Annotated in this window: 15 protein-coding genes; 1 reads left to right on the top strand and 14 read right to left on the bottom strand. The window is 51.6% G+C overall.

Translation table 11 applies throughout. The annotated features are described in order from the left end of the window. Nucleotides 1-2: 2 nt before the first annotated feature. The 14 genes from EZV61_RS16615 to EZV61_RS16555 all read right to left on the bottom strand — a co-directional run bounded on the left by EZV61_RS16615 (nucleotide 3) and on the right by EZV61_RS16555 (nucleotide 19,189). On the bottom strand, nucleotides 3-1,481 hold the full coding sequence (locus EZV61_RS16615; RefSeq protein WP_131417072.1) for a contractile injection system tape measure protein: 1,479 nt from the start codon (nucleotides 1,479-1,481) through the stop codon (nucleotides 3-5). A 24-nt stretch (nucleotides 1,482-1,505) separates the two neighbouring features. Further along, on the bottom strand, nucleotides 1,506-4,922 hold the full coding sequence (locus EZV61_RS16610) for a carboxypeptidase-like regulatory domain-containing protein (protein ID WP_131417071.1): 3,417 nt from the start codon (nucleotides 4,920-4,922) through the stop codon (nucleotides 1,506-1,508). Between the two features lie 29 nt (nucleotides 4,923-4,951). Then, nucleotides 4,952-8,329, bottom strand: a complete 3,378-nt coding sequence (locus EZV61_RS16605) for a baseplate J/gp47 family protein (protein ID WP_131417070.1) — start codon at nucleotides 8,327-8,329, stop codon at nucleotides 4,952-4,954. Then, nucleotides 8,329-12,003 carry a baseplate J/gp47 family protein gene (locus tag EZV61_RS16600; RefSeq protein WP_131417068.1) on the bottom strand — a complete coding sequence of 1,225 codons (3,675 nt, stop codon included), beginning with the start codon at nucleotides 12,001-12,003 and terminating at the stop codon, nucleotides 8,329-8,331. The genes EZV61_RS16605 and EZV61_RS16600 overlap by 1 nt, the downstream gene beginning before the upstream one ends. Further along, on the bottom strand, nucleotides 12,003-12,407 hold the full coding sequence (locus EZV61_RS16595) for a GPW/gp25 family protein (RefSeq protein WP_114338047.1): 405 nt from the start codon (nucleotides 12,405-12,407) through the stop codon (nucleotides 12,003-12,005). Before EZV61_RS16595 ends, EZV61_RS16600 begins: the two co-directional genes overlap by 1 nt. A gap of 2 nt (nucleotides 12,408-12,409) precedes the next feature. Continuing rightward, a complete protein-coding gene (locus EZV61_RS16590) occupies nucleotides 12,410-12,703 on the bottom strand; it encodes a PAAR domain-containing protein (protein WP_131417066.1) in 294 nt (97 codons plus the stop codon). A gap of 28 nt (nucleotides 12,704-12,731) precedes the next feature. Further along, nucleotides 12,732-14,483, bottom strand: a complete 1,752-nt coding sequence (gene vgrG / locus EZV61_RS16585; protein WP_131417064.1) for a type VI secretion system tip protein VgrG — start codon at nucleotides 14,481-14,483, stop codon at nucleotides 12,732-12,734. Continuing rightward, nucleotides 14,483-15,163 (bottom strand): CIS tube protein, encoded by a 681-nt coding sequence (locus EZV61_RS16580; protein WP_131417062.1) that lies wholly within the window; start codon nucleotides 15,161-15,163, stop codon nucleotides 14,483-14,485. Before EZV61_RS16580 ends, vgrG begins: the two co-directional genes overlap by 1 nt. A gap of 29 nt (nucleotides 15,164-15,192) precedes the next feature. Continuing rightward, complete coding sequence (locus EZV61_RS19480; protein ID WP_165569647.1) at nucleotides 15,193-15,357, bottom strand: DUF5908 family protein; 165 nt, start codon at nucleotides 15,355-15,357, stop codon at nucleotides 15,193-15,195. A 39-nt stretch (nucleotides 15,358-15,396) separates the two neighbouring features. Continuing rightward, complete coding sequence (locus EZV61_RS16575; protein ID WP_114338043.1) at nucleotides 15,397-15,843, bottom strand: phage tail protein; 447 nt, start codon at nucleotides 15,841-15,843, stop codon at nucleotides 15,397-15,399. A gap of 16 nt (nucleotides 15,844-15,859) precedes the next feature. After that, nucleotides 15,860-16,294 carry a phage tail protein gene (locus tag EZV61_RS16570; RefSeq protein ID WP_114338087.1) on the bottom strand — a complete coding sequence of 145 codons (435 nt, stop codon included), beginning with the start codon at nucleotides 16,292-16,294 and terminating at the stop codon, nucleotides 15,860-15,862. A gap of 33 nt (nucleotides 16,295-16,327) precedes the next feature. After that, a complete protein-coding gene (locus EZV61_RS16565; protein WP_114338042.1) occupies nucleotides 16,328-17,815 on the bottom strand; it encodes a phage tail sheath family protein in 1,488 nt (495 codons plus the stop codon). 85 nt (nucleotides 17,816-17,900) lie between these two features. Beyond that, nucleotides 17,901-18,635 carry a hypothetical protein gene (locus EZV61_RS16560; protein WP_131417060.1) on the bottom strand — a complete coding sequence of 245 codons (735 nt, stop codon included), beginning with the start codon at nucleotides 18,633-18,635 and terminating at the stop codon, nucleotides 17,901-17,903. Further along, complete coding sequence (locus EZV61_RS16555) at nucleotides 18,632-19,189, bottom strand: Pvc16 family protein (protein WP_130565831.1); 558 nt, start codon at nucleotides 19,187-19,189, stop codon at nucleotides 18,632-18,634. The genes EZV61_RS16560 and EZV61_RS16555 overlap by 4 nt, the downstream gene beginning before the upstream one ends. Before the next feature lie 199 nt (nucleotides 19,190-19,388). Between EZV61_RS16555 and ybaK the strand changes: the two genes are divergently transcribed. Beyond that, nucleotides 19,389-19,859 (top strand): Cys-tRNA(Pro) deacylase, encoded by a 471-nt coding sequence (ybaK, locus tag EZV61_RS16550; protein ID WP_131417058.1) that lies wholly within the window; start codon nucleotides 19,389-19,391, stop codon nucleotides 19,857-19,859. The last annotated feature ends 22 nt before the right edge of the window (nucleotides 19,860-19,881 follow it).

The following is a 19,881-nucleotide window of genomic DNA, read 5'->3' as shown; positions in this document are numbered from 1 at the left end:
GGTCAGTGCCACTCAACAAACAGTGGCTTAGTTAGCCACGGCAACACAATCAACTGATAGGCCCAAGGCAACTGCTGCAGCAACAGATCGACAGAACGGAGTTCCACCTTTAAGCGGTAGCCTTCATCCAAAGGCATTAAACACCCTGAGCGTTGCAGGAAGGTTTCACGTAAGCCCGCCACCGATGTGTTCTTTAAAACCGACCAGTGGGAGATAACCTCGCAAAGCAGTCTATCTAACTCGCTGTATACCGCTGGCGGCAACGCCAGAGCATGCGGCACCGGCTCACTAAACTCCATCCCGAGTAAAAACTTGGCAAAAACAAGTTCCCCCTCCTCTGCCTGCTGCTGACCCGTCGCGAGATAGTGCAGCGCAAACAACGCCTGTAGTTGGTGGGCATCGGCAAGACGCTCAGGGCTGTCACTGCTCAGCCATCCCAACCGCTGAAATAACGTTGGTAAAAATGGATGCAACAGCAGCACACCGCAGTGGCAAACCAACCAGGAACTCGCCTCTGCTGGAGGGTCATGGGCTTGCTTTGAAGTTGGGGATAAATCATCAGAAGATGCCGTTGACGACAAGTGTTGCCGCAACAGTGCATTTGCTTGCGGCTCGCCATGGCGGCGTTTGCTCCACATCGCTAGCGTCGCGAGTAGCTGCGCCTGACTGACCCCGCTAAAAGCGTTATCAGGAGAAACAGCGGTACTCTCTGCGCCTGTGATATCACCAGCCACAGGGGTTGCCGCCAAAAGTGCCGTTAACTCACGCCAATTAACCGCAGACAGCTGGCTGTTTGGTGGCTGGCGCACACCGATCCAAACGGCAAATAACCGGCACATCAGCTGCGTTGCTTCCGTTGTACTTTGGCTTTCCAATTCTGCAAGGTAGCGCTGTCGTGCGGGAGACACGGAGGCCATCAGCCAATGAATAAAACGCGCAGAATGTTGCAGGGCCATCCGGCAAACCTGATTGTCGTCAATGCCATGTTGACGTAACCGCTGCAACAGATCCCCAGAGTCACCGGCACTGGCCATTAATCTGGTTTCCAGTTCACTGATAGCGCCGAAGTCGGCACCGTTTTGAAAAAATCCGTTTTGCAAATAGCTCAGGTAACCGTTGATTAACCACTCAGCGTTGGAGTGGGTATAGAGCTGCGTATCTGTCCCTGGCTGCAGTTGATCATAAATCTGACGTTCAATCTCCCGCGTCATCCCGGCTAATGCTTGCTCTGCGGTATCCTCTGGCGGCAAATCACCCAACCGCAGGGTTAGCCGTGGAATATGGATAACGGCAGCGTCATCGCTGCCATCGCTTTGCTCGTTAAGCCGCTTTAACTGAGCGAGCAGCGCTTGCTGAATACAGGGCGCATAAACACGCTGAAATCGACTCGCCCAGTGCTGATGCCAGCGCGCACCAGGCTCCGGCTGTTCAGCCGTTGATATCTGTAGTCTGGTTCGCCGGATCTTTACCCTGTCATCCATACCAGTACCCGTTCAAAAAGTGGCTTAGCCACGGGTTTTACTGGGTTGCAGTTGCACAATGACCTCTTCGCGCGGCGAGGTCATCAGTTCTGTCTCCCGCTGTTGTGTAACAAACCCCTTGGCAGACACAGTCACTTGATAAACACCGGGTGCCGCAGTGAAAACAAAGTGCCCTTTGGCCATCTTCACCTTCACCGCTTGTTCTTCACGATCAACCACCGTCAGCACGGCATGAGGGATCACTTCCTGTTTGCGGCGGGCAACAATAGACTTCGCCGGTTTACTTGCAACGCTCCGTGCGGCCACAACGCGGCCAGACACTTTGATTTTCTTAGGTACAGGTTTTGGCTTAGGTACGTAATCGAGATCGGTGCAATCACTGTCACAACAGCTGGTTGGCAAACAGAAATCCGCCACGACCACCCACTCGTTTATCGGGTCATCTGGCGCCACGGCTCTGACGGCATCTAACTTCTCCAAGCGATCCATCACCACCGCCTCGCTTAGCAACGACACTTCATCCCGCGGCGCAGCCATCGCCACGGCCGCCTCATGATTTGACTCATTCGCTACAGAGGCGACGTGCACACTTCGCGCCATTGCTGGCATCGCATCAGTGGTTGCGTCAGTGGAAATTTCTGGCGCGGAACGATTGGCCGCTGGCTGCATAGCCATCAGCCGCTCCTCATTGCCATGACGACGCATTACCTCAGAGATGTCCCTGATCATCGCTCGTTCGCTGTCATCACTGTCGCTAACACGGTGGGCAAGAGACGCTACAAACTCGGTAGAAAGCATCGCATTCGGCAGCATTTCAGCCACATTAAAAGCAGGCTCGTCGGTCTCTTTTACTGTTTGCAATTTCTTATTGAGCGCATCCAACATAGAGCGGTGGGTATATACGAGTACTAAGGTGCCTCCCTTTGGCACACCGCACTTGTGAGCCAACCCCGGATGCTTATTCAAGTACCCTTGCAGTGAAAACTCGGCAAAAATCTGTTTCACCCGTTTTTGCATCTCCCCAGCCAGGTTTTTCAACAACGCGCTGGAGGTCAGCGTATTCAACATGCTGACCTGATTGCTAATACTGGCACGAAGCTTAGCGCCGTCACCCTCTGCCGGACGCGCCTGAAATGCCTGAAAAGCTTCGCTGAGCCCCTTCATTTCGGTATCAAAATCATCGAAATCGAAATCGGCACCGCTGCTCACCGACGACTTAGCCATCAGCGCTTCGGTATGGGCGATCATTCTGACGGTTTCATATGTCTCTTCGACCTCGTCATTGGACGCCTCTGCGCCCATTTTCTGCCGCATCCGGTCATACAAGCTGCTGCTATTTTCGGCGGCTCTGACTGACTTATACAGGGTACTGATCTCACTCTGCCTATCTTCGTCATCATCCAGCATATCGAGAATATACTGCACCTCCAGATCGCCCTGCTTCACCTCATCCAGCACCATCTCTGCGATATCATTGGATTGCATAGACTGCGCAGCTATTGCCGTGATCGCCCGGCTTCTTTCATCATCCATGCGCTTGGCTTCAACGGTATTAAAGGTTCTGTGGCCGCGTTCTAGACGCATCAGAGGGACGCTATCTGCAGGTTGGTCTGATGCGGTCTCTCTGCTGGGTTCGGGTTGTTCTGTTGTACTCTCCTCTGCTGCCATCACATTCATCACCAGCATCTGCGGCGAATATGACACTCTCGCTAAGGCATATAACAAGGCAAGCAACAGCTGAAATATCAGTGACAGCACCAGTAACAACAGCATATCCAGATCGCCGGTTTTGCATTTAAACAGGCGCATTAAGGTCTGATCTTTCTGCAGCAACTGAAAAGCTTGGAGCTTCGCTTCCGGTGTTGTCATCGATTCAACCGAAGCGAACACCGGCTCGATACTGAATGGCAAGCCGTATTGCATCTTTTGTAGTTTTAACGCTGCGATGGCTTGCCCCAAACCTTTGCCTAACAGTCCTTCAACACGATAGAAATCGTGGTCGTCTAATTCATGTGTCAGAGGATGAGGCGAACTGCCAGTAAAAGCGTAGCCAAACACCTGCTGCAAGCGCTGATTTGAAGTCGCTTCCCCATGCCAGTTCCGATGCAGATCATCCAATGGCCGTAACTGGTAATAGTAGGGTATTGCCTGTTGTGACAATGACGCACTCAATCGACTGGGCGTGATCCGCAACGACTGATTTTCCAACGCATCAAGGTAGAAACGCTTCATCAACAACCACGTGCGGTAATAGCGTTGCTTCAGCAGGCTCGCGATCTGTTGCTGATTGTTCAGTTGCGGGCTGGAGTAAAAGCCGTGGCGCAGAGGAATCGGTTCCGTCTTGCCCCCCAGCGCAAAATCTATATCTGCTGGTTGCGCCTTGGTTTGATTATCGGCATGGGCTTTAATTTGTGGTGCACCAAGCAGCAAATGAAATGGGAATCGCGTCGGCTGCGGGCAGCATATCCCCTGATGTTGCAGTGCCAGTTCGAGAAATTCATTGTATGAACTCACGATATCTTTCAGCCGGTCGAGCTGATGAATATCGGTAAACAGCTGCGCTAAATTGCTTATGTTGGTTTCCGGTACCGGAGCCAAACCAAACCAAGGGCCATTGGGGAATTCGGTGGCCGGAAAAATCTCATGGAGTAGATACTGGTAGACTTCAAAACTGAGCTGCAACTGCTGTGATAGCTGTTGCCACAATGCTTGTGCTTTCTGCACTGCTAAGTGACGTAGCTGCAATAAACTGTGGCTATTGGTCGCCGCCATATTGAGTGTGGGAGCAAACAGGGGCGCTAACGCTTCGCGCTTACTTTGCCAATCCAGATCTCTGGGGGTCAGAAATTCTCGTTCAGCGGTTTCTTGCGCCCACAAGGTACGGGCATCTTGCTTCGAGATAAGTAAACGCCGAACCGGATGCAGCTCACGCGCCCCCTTGTCAGAGCAATCATTAAGGTCACAACGTTTCAGCGACTCGACGTTGACCTCCAGCAACAGCAACACCACTTTGTCTTGCAAGAACTGTGGGGTTAGCGCCGTCGCAACGGGTTTGTTAGGCTCTTCTATGTACTCATCAGTGACCAATTCCCACAGGTCAAAGTTGTTGTCGCCTAGCAGGCCGCCAGCTTGTGCGACTCTATCGTTGAAGCCGTCATCATCCACCATCACCGCGGTCGGCAGCTGATAGCTGCGACTATGGCTATAGGTCTCGGTATCAGGCAGCAACATCAGCAGCCCATTTGAGGTGACGCCACATCCACGACCAATTGAAATAGCATTGCCACTGCCGCGCGTTACCTCTAAACCACATACCCGGCCTATGCCTAACATTAAGCGCCGCGTCGATGTGTCCTGATCATTTAACCAGGTAGAAAGCTGATTGAGGTGCGACGACGTCAATACCTGGCCACTTTCAAAAACGGGATAGAATGTTTGCATAATGCTACCCAGCGTAAGCTGTTCCTTGTCTAGTCAACGCCCAAATTAGTGCTGCCAAGGCGAACGGGTGTAGTCGTATCATCATCTCGGCAGTCATGAAGTACTGCCGCAGGATAGACACTCTTTAATTGTGCTAACTGTGCGATCAATTGGTTCTGTGCCTGCGTCAAACTGGCACTGTCGAATGGTTGTGTCGCCATCTGCTGACACCACTGCTGATAAACCTGCTCTAACTGCTCCATCTGATGAGGATCTATCCAGCAGATCTTTAAATGGATATGGGCCGGGGCCTGCTCGCGAATGGTGTGTTCAAAGAAACGGCGGAAGCCAGCTTGCTGGAAGCGAGTTGGCCAATAGGGCAAAATCACCGAGGCACGGAACGAATAGGGATCTTCGTCACCGCAGCCGCTACTGCTATCGATACACGCGGTGAGCAAACGGGCTTGGTCGGTGCGAGGTCTGAGCAGCAGATGCTCAATTAAATAAAACCCTTCACTGGCACAATGAATACCGCCGAGGATCTCGCGATAACGATCAATCACATCTCTGGCGACTTGATCAGCATCGGCCACGGTATCGAAGCCCTGCTCATGCACCAACAAATCATCACCAACCCGCAGAGATAACTCGATCGCTCCGGGTCCACCACTGCTATCAATATGGAAATTCTTCCGTTCACGCACGCCGACAAACAAGCGGGCAGCGAGGCTCATAGCCTCCTCTCTGCTGGCAAACAGCGCCACCGACTTAAACAGAATAAACTGTTGGCGATCTTTGATCTCAAGACGATAATCATTGCCGGTCTGACGGGTATCAAACAGCACGCTGGCAGGGTCTTCCTCCGTTGCCTCGGCGCTAACCGCCGTATAGCGCTGGCGGATCGCTGTGGCTAGTGCCGCGGCATCTGCAACGCTCAGTTCGGCATCATGGGTCAGGCGAACGGCGTCCACTTCTATCGTCAGCGTCTGGTGCCCGTCGCTGTCAGGCTCACTCAAGACAATGGCGTTATCGGCATCCAGACCGCCATAAAGCAGAACCGCCTGTGCCATCGCTTCGTCTCTGCTAACAAACAACTCCACCGACTTAAACAGCAAATGTTGCGATGGATCTTTTATCTCGACGCGGAACTCATTGCCATGCTTACGCGTGTCGAAAAGCGTTGTAAGCAACTTGTCGCAACTGAGATCCCGCCGCGCGAAATTGTCCATACCGGTTAACAACGCGACCCTTTTTTCCAGCCCTGAGACATTGTCACTGTTCCAGATGGCTGCAAGACCTGTGGGACGATAGTTAAAGCCGCGATTGCGCTCACGACTAATCACAGGCAACGACTGCAGGAACTGGGTTTTGTCTGTGATCAGCGTTTGGTTGCTCTTCAATGTGTCGCCATTTTGCTGATAGAGCATCAGCACATAGTCATTGAACTGCTCACCAAAGCGCGCCAACAGATGATCCAACAAGCGGTTTTTCCGCGCCTGATAACTCGCTTCATCCTCCCACAATGCGCTCCGTTGCAGCTCATCCTGCAACTTGCCTTTGTCGATATAGAACTCATCTTCAAAGGTGCCTAATGTGGCCTGAATATTGGATAGGTATTGGCTGTAATAGGAGTGTTCAGCGCCGCTGTCGAGAGAAAACAGGTGGGGAAGATTGGCCAGTTGTGCCAGGTAGTCAGCCAGTACCTGTTCAAAAAACAGTAAATACCCCTTCATTTGCCGAGCTTGCTCAATTCGCTGAGGCTCAGCACCGGCTTTCAGTCCCGCTTCGCCAATTTGATAGGTTTGCGGGAAATCATGTTGAACCGGATAATGATCCTTGGTGTTTCGGTACTCACCCACCGGGGCGATCAACGCCTCCTCTGAGCCGCAATAACTGGCTTTAGCCGCCGCAGCCCGTAGATACCGCAAAGTAGACTGAAACTCGCTGCTTTGGCCTAAATAGGGGATGGAACGCTTGAAAAACAGCACCTTGGAATGAGCAATTGTCAGCACGGGTTGATGACCGGGACTGATCGGCAAACACCAGCGTTCGCTATCGCCGCTAGGATGCCCCGCCGCACTGTACTTACGTAAACTCAATGACTTTACCGCCACGACGTCATCCAGCGCCATAATAGCGGCAATAATGTCAGAGCTGTGGATGGCGGTGCGTAATTCACTGTTAGCAAGTTCATCGGCTTTGTTAAAGCCAGGTTTAGTAAACACCGGCTGCGCTTCAATCCCTAACGCAGTGTCGGAAACCTGCAGCTCACGATTGATATAGGGGCCGGTATAGACCTCATCGGCAGGGATCCCCGCCGCCAACATCTCACTCAAACTGTAATAGTGCACTGGCGGATTAAGATACTGTTCCACCGCAAAATAGACATGCGCCTGTACCAGCTCGAGATCGGCAGCGGGTGCAACTTCAATATCACTACAGATGGCAATATAATCGGCAGCCACCGTGGTCACAGCACGATAGTCTTCACACAGGTTACGGCTGTCGTGTAGCGCTGCGGAAGCATAGGTCAACACCTTCAAGATCTGCGCCTGCTTGCGGGCGAAACGCAGCAATAGATCGTCTCCGGCGGGCGATAGAAGCATCAACCAATCATCGTCAACAGCAGGATCAGGTGCCGGTTGCTGCAGTTGCAAGGTTAACGGCGCTAGATCACCTGTGCTGAGCGAGACCCGCACATTGATCCGCCATAAACTCACAGGCTCAAGGGTGACAGTTGGCACCTCTTGTGTCAGCCATTCGGCAGCTGCAGCCCACTGTTGCAAAGCATCAGAGGTCAACAGCAACGCCGTTGCTTGCAGATAATCCAGCGCCCCATCACGCCCTTTAAACAAGGTACTACGCAAAACAAATGTCAGCTCTGATTCGTTCAATGTACCCAGCTCAGGATCCGGCTCTAACTCCAGCAACACCTGATATAAGCCGGACAGATGCAGCGACTCATTATCCTGACCTGAGGAATTTTTCGGATCTAGGCTTAAACGCTCGGCCAAATGATCGAGATAAATGGGCACTTCACTCGCTGGCGCTTGCGGATCGGTCAGGGGCTGTAGCCAGGCATTTCTAATCCCCTCAATTTTCAGCAGTAATTGACGATAATCGAGTTGAGTTAACGTGGTGTTGGGGAGAATATCCTGCGCAGGGAAAAACCCTGAGATCTGGCTGTCACTGATGTAACCAGATTCTGGCACCAACAGATCTTTAGTGCTAAACGAGGCGCGGTACGAAAGATCGGTCAAAGCATAGCTAAGCAGTTCCAGGGTGGTGATCCCTGGATCATGCAGATTATGGTCACTCCAGGTTTCAGCGCAAAACTGCTGGATATACTCCATACCCAAGGCACGCAATTGCCCGTAGTCCTGGCCGGTTTCCAGTTTAGTGTCAGTTGTGAGGGTTAAGGATTCCATCACGCACACCCTGCAATTGAGAAGTTATGGTTAAGGTGGGAAACCAATACTGACCGCGCCGACGACGCAGTTATCAGATCGAGGTCTCGGCTTAACCAGCTGGGATCACTGTCATTGATATCAACACGGTGGAACATCAACACATCGGTCACGTAATCGACGTAAGCCTGCTGTTCGATAAAATTGATCAACATCGATTTATGCCAGCTACCTGCGAAGTCCAGCTGCGCGCCGTCACCATACGCCCACGGCATCAGATGGCGATCAACCTCCTGCTTTAACTGCTCGATATAAAAGTCGGTATCTAGGATCTCTGGCTTAAATGCGACATTCAGCTGCAGTTTGATCTCTTCGACCTGCGGATTTTCAACACGCAACTGCACAAAGGGACTGATCCTAGAACGCAGATATTCAGCAATTTTTGCCAAGGTTTGACGCGTGTTATAAGGACGATTAGGCGCCTGAAAATGTCCGTCGATCATCTGCGGAATCGGCACAACCAGGACTGAACCAGGTTTACGGCCATTCACAATCGGTTGCGATGCGCTTTCACACAAGGCGCTGTGGTTCAGGCAACGCACCCGAAACACCTCGGGGAACTGTGCCAACACCAACTGCTCGTAATCCCAGGGCGATACCGCCCGTTGCTTATGTCGCAGCCGTTCGCTGATCCGAAGCGCGTATCCGCTATCAGGCTCTGCTGCGCTGCCACCAAATGAAGCCAGCGGCTGGTTCACCGCTTTTATTCCGCTGTCACTCAACACCAGCTTACTGATCGTTCCTGCAGGCAGGGTGGCCACCTCGTCCAATGCGCTGCTCTGATACGCTGTTGTGGCTTGCGGTAGCACCTCGATCAAACGACAAAGCGCATCGACATCTTCAGTCACCGATAACCGCAACCAATGTAAGCCTGAGGGCAGAATAGCGTGCTGTGTATCCGCAGCTTCCGGGATCACCAGCGTGATAATGCCGGAGCCTGAAAGCGAGTAGCTGCCATCAATCGGTTTGGGGTTATCAAATGGCTGCCACTGGTCGCCGACTAAATAATCCCATTGCAGGGTCGCCAGCTCTTTCAGCGGATTAGCGCTGCCTTCTTGAGCATGAAATAGCAGTGACAAGGATTGCGGCGGCTGCAGATCGGCGATCCCGAGATAGAGCTCGCCCGCCTGTTTATGTTCTGGAAACAAGCGATGTTCGACGGTAGATGTAGCAGCAAGGTCAATTTGTCTGACCCCAAACAGGTCATGGTGATAAAACTCCGTTTGCGTCGCCGCCACACTTAAATAATCCACCAGTAGCTCAGTCATCACTGGTGTGTATGGCGGTTTCGGAATAGCGCTGTCGTAGCTGTAATAGCTCTTCTGAGTGAACGCTGGTGATGTCACGGTTTTGCCGATCAGCGCCAAGCTATTTTCAGCAGCGAACTGATGATGACCAAAATTAGAGCCCAGGGTGAACTTAACAAAACCGCTAATGCTGCTGGTTTGATAGCTGTCACCATCACTATTGAGATCAGCCACCGTGTCCAAATTATCGAGCCAGATCCCTTTTAGATACGGAGCGAAAGCAAGACGGGTCAAATAGTCCAGTTGCGATAACAGCGCAAAGCTACTCTCATCTTCGCTGGCGTGGCCAGAGCTATTTACCAACTGCAGATAGGCATGAATGTCAAACTGGTCTGCAGCGTTAACGAAAAATGGCACTTCCGCCGCGACGGGAATGGGTTGCCACCCCCCCTGCGCTAACGTACTGACGTGACAGTGAGCATTCAGCGCGGTGATATGCGCTTTAAAGTGGCTCTGATAACCGAATGACTCCTGCCACGAGGCACGTAGCACGAGTAACTGCAGTGGCTTACCAAACAGCTCTTTGCCACCAAGTATTAACTGACTTCCGGGCTTGGGTTGCGGCCCAAACGGCATAAACGGCTTACTGGGATCCAGCACGCCGTGATCGCCACTAAGTGAATAGTGACGACTACCAATCACTGCCACATCAAGCAGCAAATGGCTAAATTTGAGGTCGATAAGGTTGGCGAACTGGCCTGAGTCTGGATCGATCCAGATCCGCAGTGCGGGTGTTCCTTGCTTGTAACCGGAGCCATGTACTTTGGGGTTGTAACAAGTTATCGCAGGAACGCTACCTTCTAAACGAATGACAAACTCCAGATCATCGCCGATCCGCTGTACAGACAATTGCGTTGAGTCCAGATCCAACCACGCTTTTTCGGTGGTGATCGCAGCTTTGAATGCCAGCGCCCAGCTTGCTGACGCTGGTGCAGACAGTTGTGCTATCAAGCGGATAAAGCGTTGCCCATCGGACAACAGCAGCTGACGATCAGCCACTACAAAACCCAATTCAGCCTGATTGCTGTCATTAGCAGGTCCGAAAGCTGGCCAGCTGGGATCCGATTTTGGCAGGGCTTGGCCTTGACCATCAGCACTATTAGCAACTGATGAGGTATAAGGGATCTCGCCATTATCGGTGACAACACGGCGAAAGCCCCGTAGCTCTTTGACCGTGGCACGATTAACCACAAAGTCACTTTGCAAAGCAAACTGCAGCGGCTGCCCGCTGGGAGACTTACCGGCGTCGAGCAAGCTGCCTTTGGCCAGCAGGTGACTTTTAACCTGCTTGGCTGGGGTCAATACCACAGCTACTTTTGCTGGTACCGCAGGCTGTGGTGGGATCTGCAAAATGTCGCGGTAATAGTAATCAAGGTGCCGACCAGTGAAGCGATTAAGTATTTTTTGCGGTTCTTGGTAAAGTTTTACAAAGGCTAACCAGAGACCATAGTGGGGCGCGTGATCCCCTTGCAACAAAGACTGCGACAACGCAGCGTTCGCTTGCTCAACGATCACCGCCATCGCCGTGATAATCGATTCGACCGAGTTAACCAACAGGTTGTAATTCAACGCATCCTGGATCTGCTCAAAGGTGCCACTTGCTTGCAGATAAGGGTTGGTCACCGCCGCAATCGAGGCATAATCAATAGCAGCCAAATCAGCTAGATCGGCACAGCGCTGCTGCCATAGCGATGGCCAGGTTAACGGAGTTAAACGGGAAGCCACAGAGCCAGGTAGCAATAGGTACGGCGATAAAGGATCGGAACCAAGATTAAGTAAATTCGTATCTAAGGGCTGGTCGCTAAACCCCTGCAAGGGAGCAGCCAGTGCACCTTTGTAATATTCCATCAAGCTGGTCAGTGGCGAACTTAAATGGCGTTTCACCCACGCATCAGACTGGAACACTAGTGGATGATCCTGTGGCAATAGCTTCAAGCTGTCGTTCACCTCTGCGAGGAGCAGAAGGGGCAGATGTATTTGCAGCAAGAAATACTGATTAAGCACACTGCTATCAGCATTAGGATCACTGGCGAGAAAGGTTTTAAGCGCCTGCGAAAAAGTAAGGTACTGGCGATAAGGTAACTGGCTTAACCCTGCCAAGACAACGCTGACATCTTGTTGGAAAAACGGCTTCCAGTCGCTGCTTGCATTCGCGCCGGGACCATAAAAACGGATCTGTTCACTGTAGCGTCTGGCAAACAGTAAAAAGTCAGCCAGAGTTCGCTCATCGACTTTAAAATGATCGGGTGACAGCGCAGCAAGCTGTCGACTCTGCTGATCAGAGCCTCTACGATGCAGCGGATTGTCTCGTTTACATGAGTCAGTCACTATGCTTCGCCCTCATTGATGTAAAAGGGATAAACAAAGTTGAAACGGGAGTTAGAGCCGCGCACCAAATATGAGATCGCAATATCTAATACCCCCTGCTCGGCGTTAAAGCTCACCCCCACCTCCTCCGCATCAATACGCGGTTCGTGATAGAGGATCGCGGTCTCAATCAGGTATTTGATATAGCCAAGGTTGCCGCTATTCATCGGCTCTTGCACCATGCTTTGCAAACTGCAACCGAAGATGGGTTGCATCAGCCGCTCGCCCAGCGAGGTGGAAAAGATTATCTGCAGACTGGCATGGATATCATCGATACCCGTGGTCATAGCCACCTCCCCTCGCCCACGATCAAAACTTGGAGGGAAGCTCCAGCCGCGTCCAATGATCTGCTCCGAATCAGCCATGATTAGCCTCCTATCAACACGGTCGGATCACCAGCAACAATGACACCACCATGGGCCGTACTGTCACCCAGTCGTGCCGCCGGAGCACCGCCAATCAATACCGTGGATGAGCCCGATGCAATGGTATCGGGTGGGCCAACACAGATAGCCATATCACCAACCCGAGCAGCAGGCATGCCACCAATCAACACGCTGGCGGCACCGGGAGGCGAGATGATGCCGCCAACATGCGGCACCGGCCCGGGACTGATCATCGGACACGTATGAAAGTCATTCACTCGCGCTGCTGGCTTCATCGAAAATCCCTCTTATATATGCCGCTCACTAATTAATCTGAACCAAGGAGCCTTTGACCACGGTATTGGCACTGCTTTCTACTTTCGTGCCGGCTTGCCCGCTGAGATTAGCTTCACCGTTGGCAGCGATATCGATACCTGTTGCTTCTAGTTTGATATCTCCGCTGGCACTCAGCGTCAGGTCTTTAGCGGAAGACAAGCTGATCCCCGCCTGCTCCATGGTGATCTTATTGCCATGTTGGTCTTCGACCACGATCGTGCTTTGGTCATCATTGATGGTGAGGCTATTGCCTGCGGGGGTTACCACCATCACGCTCGCTTTCTCATCATCAATGGTGAAAGCGATCCCGGATCGGGTCGTCCACCCTTTTTCATGGTTATCATCACTGGCTGCAATCGGAGGTGCCTTACCACTGCTATGTAGGCTGCCAAGTACTACTGCGGAATGGGGATCGTTATCAAATAGCCCGACAACCACTTCATCACCAATCTCTGGACGACACACAACGCCCCGCTGATCACCAGCGTCCAGTGTCGCTAATCGGCACCAGATGCCGTCATGGTTAGCATCAATACTGGGTAGCTTTACCAAGATCCGCTCTTCGCCCATGGGATCATCTTGTAATTGTGTTACCAGTCCTATCTGCAATCCCGACACCAAACCGGCTGCCGAAGCAGTAGCAAACGGCGATTTATTCGTTGGCGGCATCAAGCAATGTTCAGTTTGCGGCTGCGGGCTCATCCCCACTTGTAGCGTGGTTAACCAATTTCCACGACTAACCACATGCCTGATCCCCCCCACCCAAGCGGTGCCATTAAAACGTTCGCCAAATCCCTGCAATTCAACCCAGCTACCGATTTGGAACGCTGCCACGCCCTGTACCGTGACTGTTCCCTGAACTTTAGCCAGCTGTTGCCGAGCAACCAGAGCATTACTGGCCGATTGCAGTTGCTCGATAGCAAAGCTGCCGCTGGTTGTTTGACTCATTGGTTGGTTCCCAGCAGCTTGCGCCAATGCCTGCGGCGGGATATTTCCCGGTACACTGAAATTAACAGGTGCACCGGTCGCCGATGTCATCTGCTGATCTGCCGGTAACCATGCATGACAGGTCACCTCACTAAACTGATTACGCGCATCCAGCTGGAAATCACATTCGATCACATCAATGCCATATCTCACGGCGATTGGGTTCACTTCATCAGCGACTTCACTGATCCGCACGGTGCCATCCTCAGTGGCAATATAGAGGCCATTGAGCTCCACGCGTTGCAACATCAGCTCCCAATCACTTTGCCGAAATTGCACAATTTCTGGATGAGTAAACTGGGTGTTTACCGCAGATAAGGTCAGGCCTGAGTAGTCGGAGAGTAAACGGTCAAACAAGCCTGAATCAGACAACTGCTGAAAGTAACGGGACTTAGCAGCCTGCGCCATAACGAACGCGCCATCTCGGCACTCCACTTTCAACCGGCTGGTTCCGCTTTCTGTCACCTTTAATTGTTGACGCAGCAAAATCCCCTTAAACAAGGATGTCTCGCGACTGTTGTAACCTACCAGGATCTCAATCTCTGCACCCGGCACCAACGTTGCAGCACTGCTATGGGCAAACGTCGCACGGGCAGGATCTCCGTCTATCAACACGAGGGTCGCGGATGCGATTTTGTTGGCATGACGGCGGATATCAAGCATCTCGACTTCATAGTCAGCGGATAGCGCAACACCGTCTGACTTTAGGGTGAAAGTAATGAGGTCGCCTGTATTAGGTAGGGTTCTTGGCATCAGCGCTTCCCTTCTATTGGTGGGAAGAGCAGCTCGTCAGCGGCGCGGATCTGCCGCAAATTATTTAACTGATTAGCGGCAGCCACCCGATAGTAGAGCGTCGGATCGCGGTAATATTGGTGACATAAAGTCGCTAGGTGTTCATCGCCCTGAACCCGATGGGTATGGGTCACATCAGGGGACTTGAGGTTGTTTTCAAGGTTCTGCTGCTGCTTCGGTTTATGCTCAACAAACACCGCCGACAAATTGGCTCGCAATGGCGTACCGTTGGGACGAAACAGCGTGTACTTGATAGTGAATGACTTCAGTACGCAACTGACGACAAACTGCCCCCACTGCAATACCAAAAAGTGGTTCCTATGGGTTTGTCCGGTGAATCCGGTGGTCTTCTCAAACAGCTTTATTTGCACCGTCACATCAGGGCTTGGGCCACTGGCACCTGTGCCATCAAGCAGGAAGTCAAAATTGAATTCACGGGGCGGGATAGATACCTGCTTCGCTTCTTTCGCTGTTGCTCCGGTGGCAACCTGACCACTATTGAGTTTGACATCGTTTTTGACAGAAAAGCTCTCTGGATTAAATTGAACAAGAAACGGCGCACCACCAGGTAAGGAGGACTGAACACCTTCGCCCTGTAAAAAGGGGGTAATTTTGAGCTTTTCGAGGTAACCATCAACCACAATAGATTCTCCGCTCTATCTGTCTGCCACTATCGTTCTGACTGACGTTCTAATACCGCCAACACTTCATCCACACACTCGCGGATCAACTGCTCACGATCGAGATCAGACAACGCCTGCTCCGTCGCTGTTTCTGCACCCGAAGGTGACGTCACTTCAGCTGTCACGATCAATTCATCAATGACAATGGGCATCGCAACCTCCTGTGGGAATATGAGTAAACAATGCCCACATCAATTCACGGTAAAATACTGGTAAGCCAGCTCTAGGGTTTCGATAACGACCGCGCTACTTTCGGCGTTCAGATCCGACAGCTGCCAACGCTTCGGCCAAGCGTTAATAAAGGTGTAGGTTTGCAGGGGTTCATGTTGTTCATTCAGCAGAGTGACCCAGACCGTGACCGGCTGAATATCCATTTCCTGGATCGCGGCTCGGCACCACTCTCTTAACTCTGAGTCCTGCAGCATGCCCCGCTTCAATACCAGGTCTGGATATTTGGCTCGCTTAGGCAGGCGCTGAATAAAACGGTTTTCTCCCCCCTCGGTGACACTCTCCTCATCTAATTCCATCGATAAGCCAGAGACATCACGAAACTGCATATCATAGGAGGCCGAAGAGAGAGCGAACTCCACTCGGAAATGAAACCCCACCATGGGATAACCAACGCCAGACTGCACCATCGTTCAAGCACCCTCGCTAATCGTTTTGGATCACCAAACCTTCGTGCACCAATTCGATACTTTCTATCGCGACTTCGTTACCTTCCGCTTTCAGATCGGTTGATTGGATCTTAGTTGGCCACGCGTTCTTGATTTTCCAAACCATTACGGGCTCATGCTCTTCATTCAGCAGACTGATAATGACGTCTCGGCGCTCAATGGTGTTCATTTTGACGCTGTTGTACCAAGCGAAATACTCGTTATCAGACTTGAACACACCACGTTTCATGGTGACGTTGCTGAACTTCTGCATACCGGGCATCTTGATTTTGCTGTATTCGGGATGCGCGCCACTGCGGTATTCAATCACTTCGGTTTCAACATCCAGCCCACTCACTTCTGAAAAAGCGATGGACTGTCCGCCCCACTCCACGGAAAAGTGAAACTTGGGTAAGGGGTAGTTATTAGCCATGATCATTCCTCACATTCAAAGTTGGGTAACCGCTCATGATTCCTGCATCTTGTGGGAGAACTTCAGCACAATGAACTCCGCAGGACGCACTACCGCCATACCTATCTCGACATTCATGTAACCATTCAAAATGTCGTCGGCTGTCATCGTTTGATTGAGGCCTATATGGACGTAGAAAGCATCTTCTGGTTTTGCGCCAGCAAGCGCGCCATCGCGCCACTGCAGTACCAGGAAGTTTTCGATCATGGTTCTGACCTTGACCCAGGTATTAGCGTCATTTGGTTCAAACACGAACGCCGAGGTGGCTTTCTTAATCGACTCTTCAACAAAATTAAAAAAGCGCCTGACTGGCACATAGCGCCACTCATTATCGTTACCGGCCAGGGTGCGAGCGCCCCACACCAACACACCTTTACCGGCAAACGCACGGATCGCGTTGACGGACTTACCCGACCCTGGATCGACGTTGAGCCCGTCGTTAATATCGTTAGTGATAGTAACCGCAGGCTTATCGACGAGGGCTAAGCCGACATTTGCAGGCGCTTTCCATACGCCTCGGCTGGCATCAACGCGGGCATACACACCGGCCACAGCAGCGCTTGGCGGCAGAGTCACTTTGCCGTTGTTTCGAAGAAAGGCTTTGACCGCGTTGTAAACCGTGGTTTGGCTCTGCACCACTGACGCGTCGCTGAGCAGGGTATCCGCAGCGATCGGGCCTGGAGCGGAGGTTTCTGTGCCATCATCAGCCACGCTGATCACTGTGTGGGTATTGATAGTGATCGCGCCATCGCCGGTGAGGAAATCGATCGAAGTATCAAGGTAAGGAAAGTAGGCGGCGCCATACTTGATGATATCTTTGTCAGACAGCACCTGCCCTCGCAGATGGGTGGTGACTTCTGCATTCGTATCTGTGCCGCCAGTAACTGCATTACGGACATCGGCAATGGTAAACCTATCCTGCAGTTTGGCGCAGCTAGTCAAAGCCGCATCAATAATATCCCCCACCCCGCTGTCCGTGCCTTCATTGCTGGCGCGGTGAGAACAGGCATCAGGAAAGAGATAAAGCGTCGGCTCATCGTACTCTTCCAGTTTGGTGATCGCTGCCGTAAACAACCCCGTGCTGTACGCCGTGCTGGATGTGTCACCAATAGAGACCACATAACAAGGACCGCCACCATTGGCAAAGTACAGCAGCATGCTGTAATAGAGCATATAAGGGGGAAACCTTGGCTTAGTGCCATCAAAGCTCACCGTGGTTGAAAGCAGTTTGTTGCCGGTGCTCAACACCTTCTGTGAGACATCGACACTAAAAGCTTGCAATGGCGCCCGCCCAAATCGCGCCTCATATTCCACCATGGAGGTAATTCGAGTGGGGGTATTGGGGATCGGGTTGCCATTTTCATCCTCCGCCTTTTCGGTAAATCCAATAAAGGCAGGAATGGCAGTCTCCACAGCGGCAACGGAGGGAGGGAACTTGGTGATCTCTTCAATATAGACCCCGGGGGTATTATACGAAGCCATAATCAGTCCTCTTACTGCGGCTTTCATTAGCCACAGGGTTAACGGTTGTTAAATACCATCAACAGACTTCGGACAAGGTCCCTTGCTAACGGGGTTCTACACGAGCCACAAAACGATAACCTTGGGCAGGCGCGAGCGCTTGAGATTGATTGATAAATACCGCCACCAATCCATGCCCCCCATCGCCTACCAAATTATCGTCAAAATAAACTGTCAGCCTTTGTGCCGGCGCATTGTTAGGCGCCAAGGTGTATCGGCCAAACGGCAAGCCGGAAAAATCGACAGAAACAGGGGTATCGCTACCTACCTGTGTTACCGCAATAGATTTCACAATGGTTTCCGAAAATTGTGCCCTGATATCTATCGCTGAAGCGCCAATAGGCAAGTTCATACGCGCTTGGTAGTGCTGGGAAACAATGAGTGCGCCATCCTGATCACCCAGCAGCGCCGTTTGACTGATAGAAGCCACTGCTGTTTGGCGAAGACTGCCATCGGCTGCCCGGTTCTGCAGGTGCATATGTCGCAAGCCAAGGCCTGCGAAATCAGCTTGATAGCGTTGATAAAAGCCGTCAGGTAAACGGATAGAAAAATCAAACTGGGTTAGCGCGCTGATCGCGCCAATAACAGGGGACTCCGCCCACGGATTACGACTGTAATACACCTCAGCCATATTGTTGCGTTTCCTAAATAGCAAACCGTGATTGGCCATTCGCTTACTACAACGCCCAGTCGGAGAGAATCTAGCAGCAATAGGCAAGCCGCTGTCATTGTCGACTAATTCGATACTAAACAGAGGCAGATAATCACGGCGAAAACTCATGGCTTAATCAACCTCGTATTCACTTGCATTGAGGTAATTTCAGGGCCTGACACTGATTCTTGCGCTTGGATTTTCACGAGTCGCACTTTGTACAAAATCGACGGGTAGTAGCTGCCCCCCAAGACCCCCCATAACTGGTTTAACTGCTCGAATCCGACGTTATGCAGATCGAATACAAGTCGCTCCAGCCCGTCGGGCCAAAGGTTGGGATCAGAGGCATTGTTATGATCAAAATAGCGCTGGGATTGAAACCGCTCAACCGTCTGCGACAAACGCAAAAGGCTGGTTTCATATTGGCTAAAATCAAATGAGATTAATAGAAACAAATTGAGTAATACAGGGGGCTGTTGATATTCGAATGAGTTGAGCGTTCTTACCGTGTGACTTTGATTTCTAAGGGCTGATTCTTCAGCCAGACTCACCAGAGTAAGCCGGACACCCGCACTACCAATATCTTTTAGTTCATGGGCATGTCCCAGCGTCACCTCAGTATCGGCAAGGCTGAGATACTCTCTGACCTCTCTGCGTATATACTCCAGTGCATCTGCAATCATGTCGCCACATCCCTGTTACGTCGATTGGGAACTACCCTATACAGAACCTAGACAACAAAGCGGTAGATGGCGAACCTGAGAGCATCGAAAACAGCTATTGCGTTGAAAAGTTTAAAAATATTATTTAGAAATAAATAATAGCCGCACGAACTATAAGGGGTAACTGAATAACCAATGACTAACCTAACGAGAATGACCAATGACGCCAGCGATTAACCTTGCCAAGCAGCAGGCGATAGTGCATTGGGTCCATCAGTATAAACACGATCCCGCAACTGACTCCTATGGCCTGGAAGCAGCGGAAAAACTCGGCGTTGACGCTGAGAAGGTATTCAAAACATTGGTTGTACAGCTAGAGACTAAGGAGCTTGTCGTTGCCGTGATCCCTGTGTGTCATAAACTCAGTATGAAATCGTTAGCGAAAAGCTGTAACGCCAAGAGAGCAGTCATGGCACCGCAGCAAGCGGTAGAAAGAGCGACCGGATATATCCTCGGTGGCGTCAGCCCCTTAGGGCAAAAGAAACGCCTCCGCACGCTAATTGATGAGTCAGCAAACGCCTTCAATACCATCTATGTCAGCGCCGGAAAACGGGGATTAGAGATCGAGCTGGCTGCAACTGATTTGCAACGTCTGTTGGGTGGCCAATTCGCACAACTGACAAGTATCTAAGTTAAAACAGTGCTCTGTTAGA

This window comes from Corallincola luteus, from assembly GCF_004336975.1.
Lineage (GTDB): Bacteria > Pseudomonadota > Gammaproteobacteria > Enterobacterales > Neiellaceae > Corallincola > Corallincola holothuriorum.
Note: the sequence above shows the minus strand (reverse complement) of the source record. Positions and strands in the feature narration are given on the sequence as shown.

Excerpts from the sequence above, each read along its gene's own strand:
- EZV61_RS16615 (WP_131417072.1), bottom strand. The coding sequence starts at position 1,481 with ATGGATGACAGGGTAAAGATCCGGCGAACCAGACTACAGATATCAACG.
- EZV61_RS16610 (WP_131417071.1), bottom strand. The coding sequence starts at position 4,922 with ATGCAAACATTCTATCCCGTTTTTGAAAGTGGCCAGGTATTGACGTCG.
- EZV61_RS16605 (WP_131417070.1), bottom strand. The coding sequence starts at position 8,329 with ATGGAATCCTTAACCCTCACAACTGACACTAAACTGGAAACCGGCCAG.
- EZV61_RS16595 (WP_114338047.1), bottom strand. The coding sequence starts at position 12,407 with ATGGCTGATTCGGAGCAGATCATTGGACGCGGCTGGAGCTTCCCTCCA.
- EZV61_RS16590 (WP_131417066.1), bottom strand. The coding sequence starts at position 12,703 with ATGAAGCCAGCAGCGCGAGTGAATGACTTTCATACGTGTCCGATGATC.
- vgrG (WP_131417064.1), bottom strand. The coding sequence starts at position 14,483 with ATGCCAAGAACCCTACCTAATACAGGCGACCTCATTACTTTCACCCTA.
- EZV61_RS19480 (WP_165569647.1), bottom strand. The coding sequence starts at position 15,357 with ATGCCCATTGTCATTGATGAATTGATCGTGACAGCTGAAGTGACGTCA.
- EZV61_RS16575 (WP_114338043.1), bottom strand. The coding sequence starts at position 15,843 with ATGGTGCAGTCTGGCGTTGGTTATCCCATGGTGGGGTTTCATTTCCGA.
- EZV61_RS16570 (WP_114338087.1), bottom strand. The coding sequence starts at position 16,294 with ATGGCTAATAACTACCCCTTACCCAAGTTTCACTTTTCCGTGGAGTGG.
- EZV61_RS16565 (WP_114338042.1), bottom strand. The coding sequence starts at position 17,815 with ATGGCTTCGTATAATACCCCCGGGGTCTATATTGAAGAGATCACCAAG.
- EZV61_RS16560 (WP_131417060.1), bottom strand. The coding sequence starts at position 18,635 with ATGAGTTTTCGCCGTGATTATCTGCCTCTGTTTAGTATCGAATTAGTC.
- EZV61_RS16555 (WP_130565831.1), bottom strand. The coding sequence starts at position 19,189 with ATGATTGCAGATGCACTGGAGTATATACGCAGAGAGGTCAGAGAGTAT.
- ybaK (WP_131417058.1), top strand. The coding sequence starts at position 19,389 with ATGACGCCAGCGATTAACCTTGCCAAGCAGCAGGCGATAGTGCATTGG.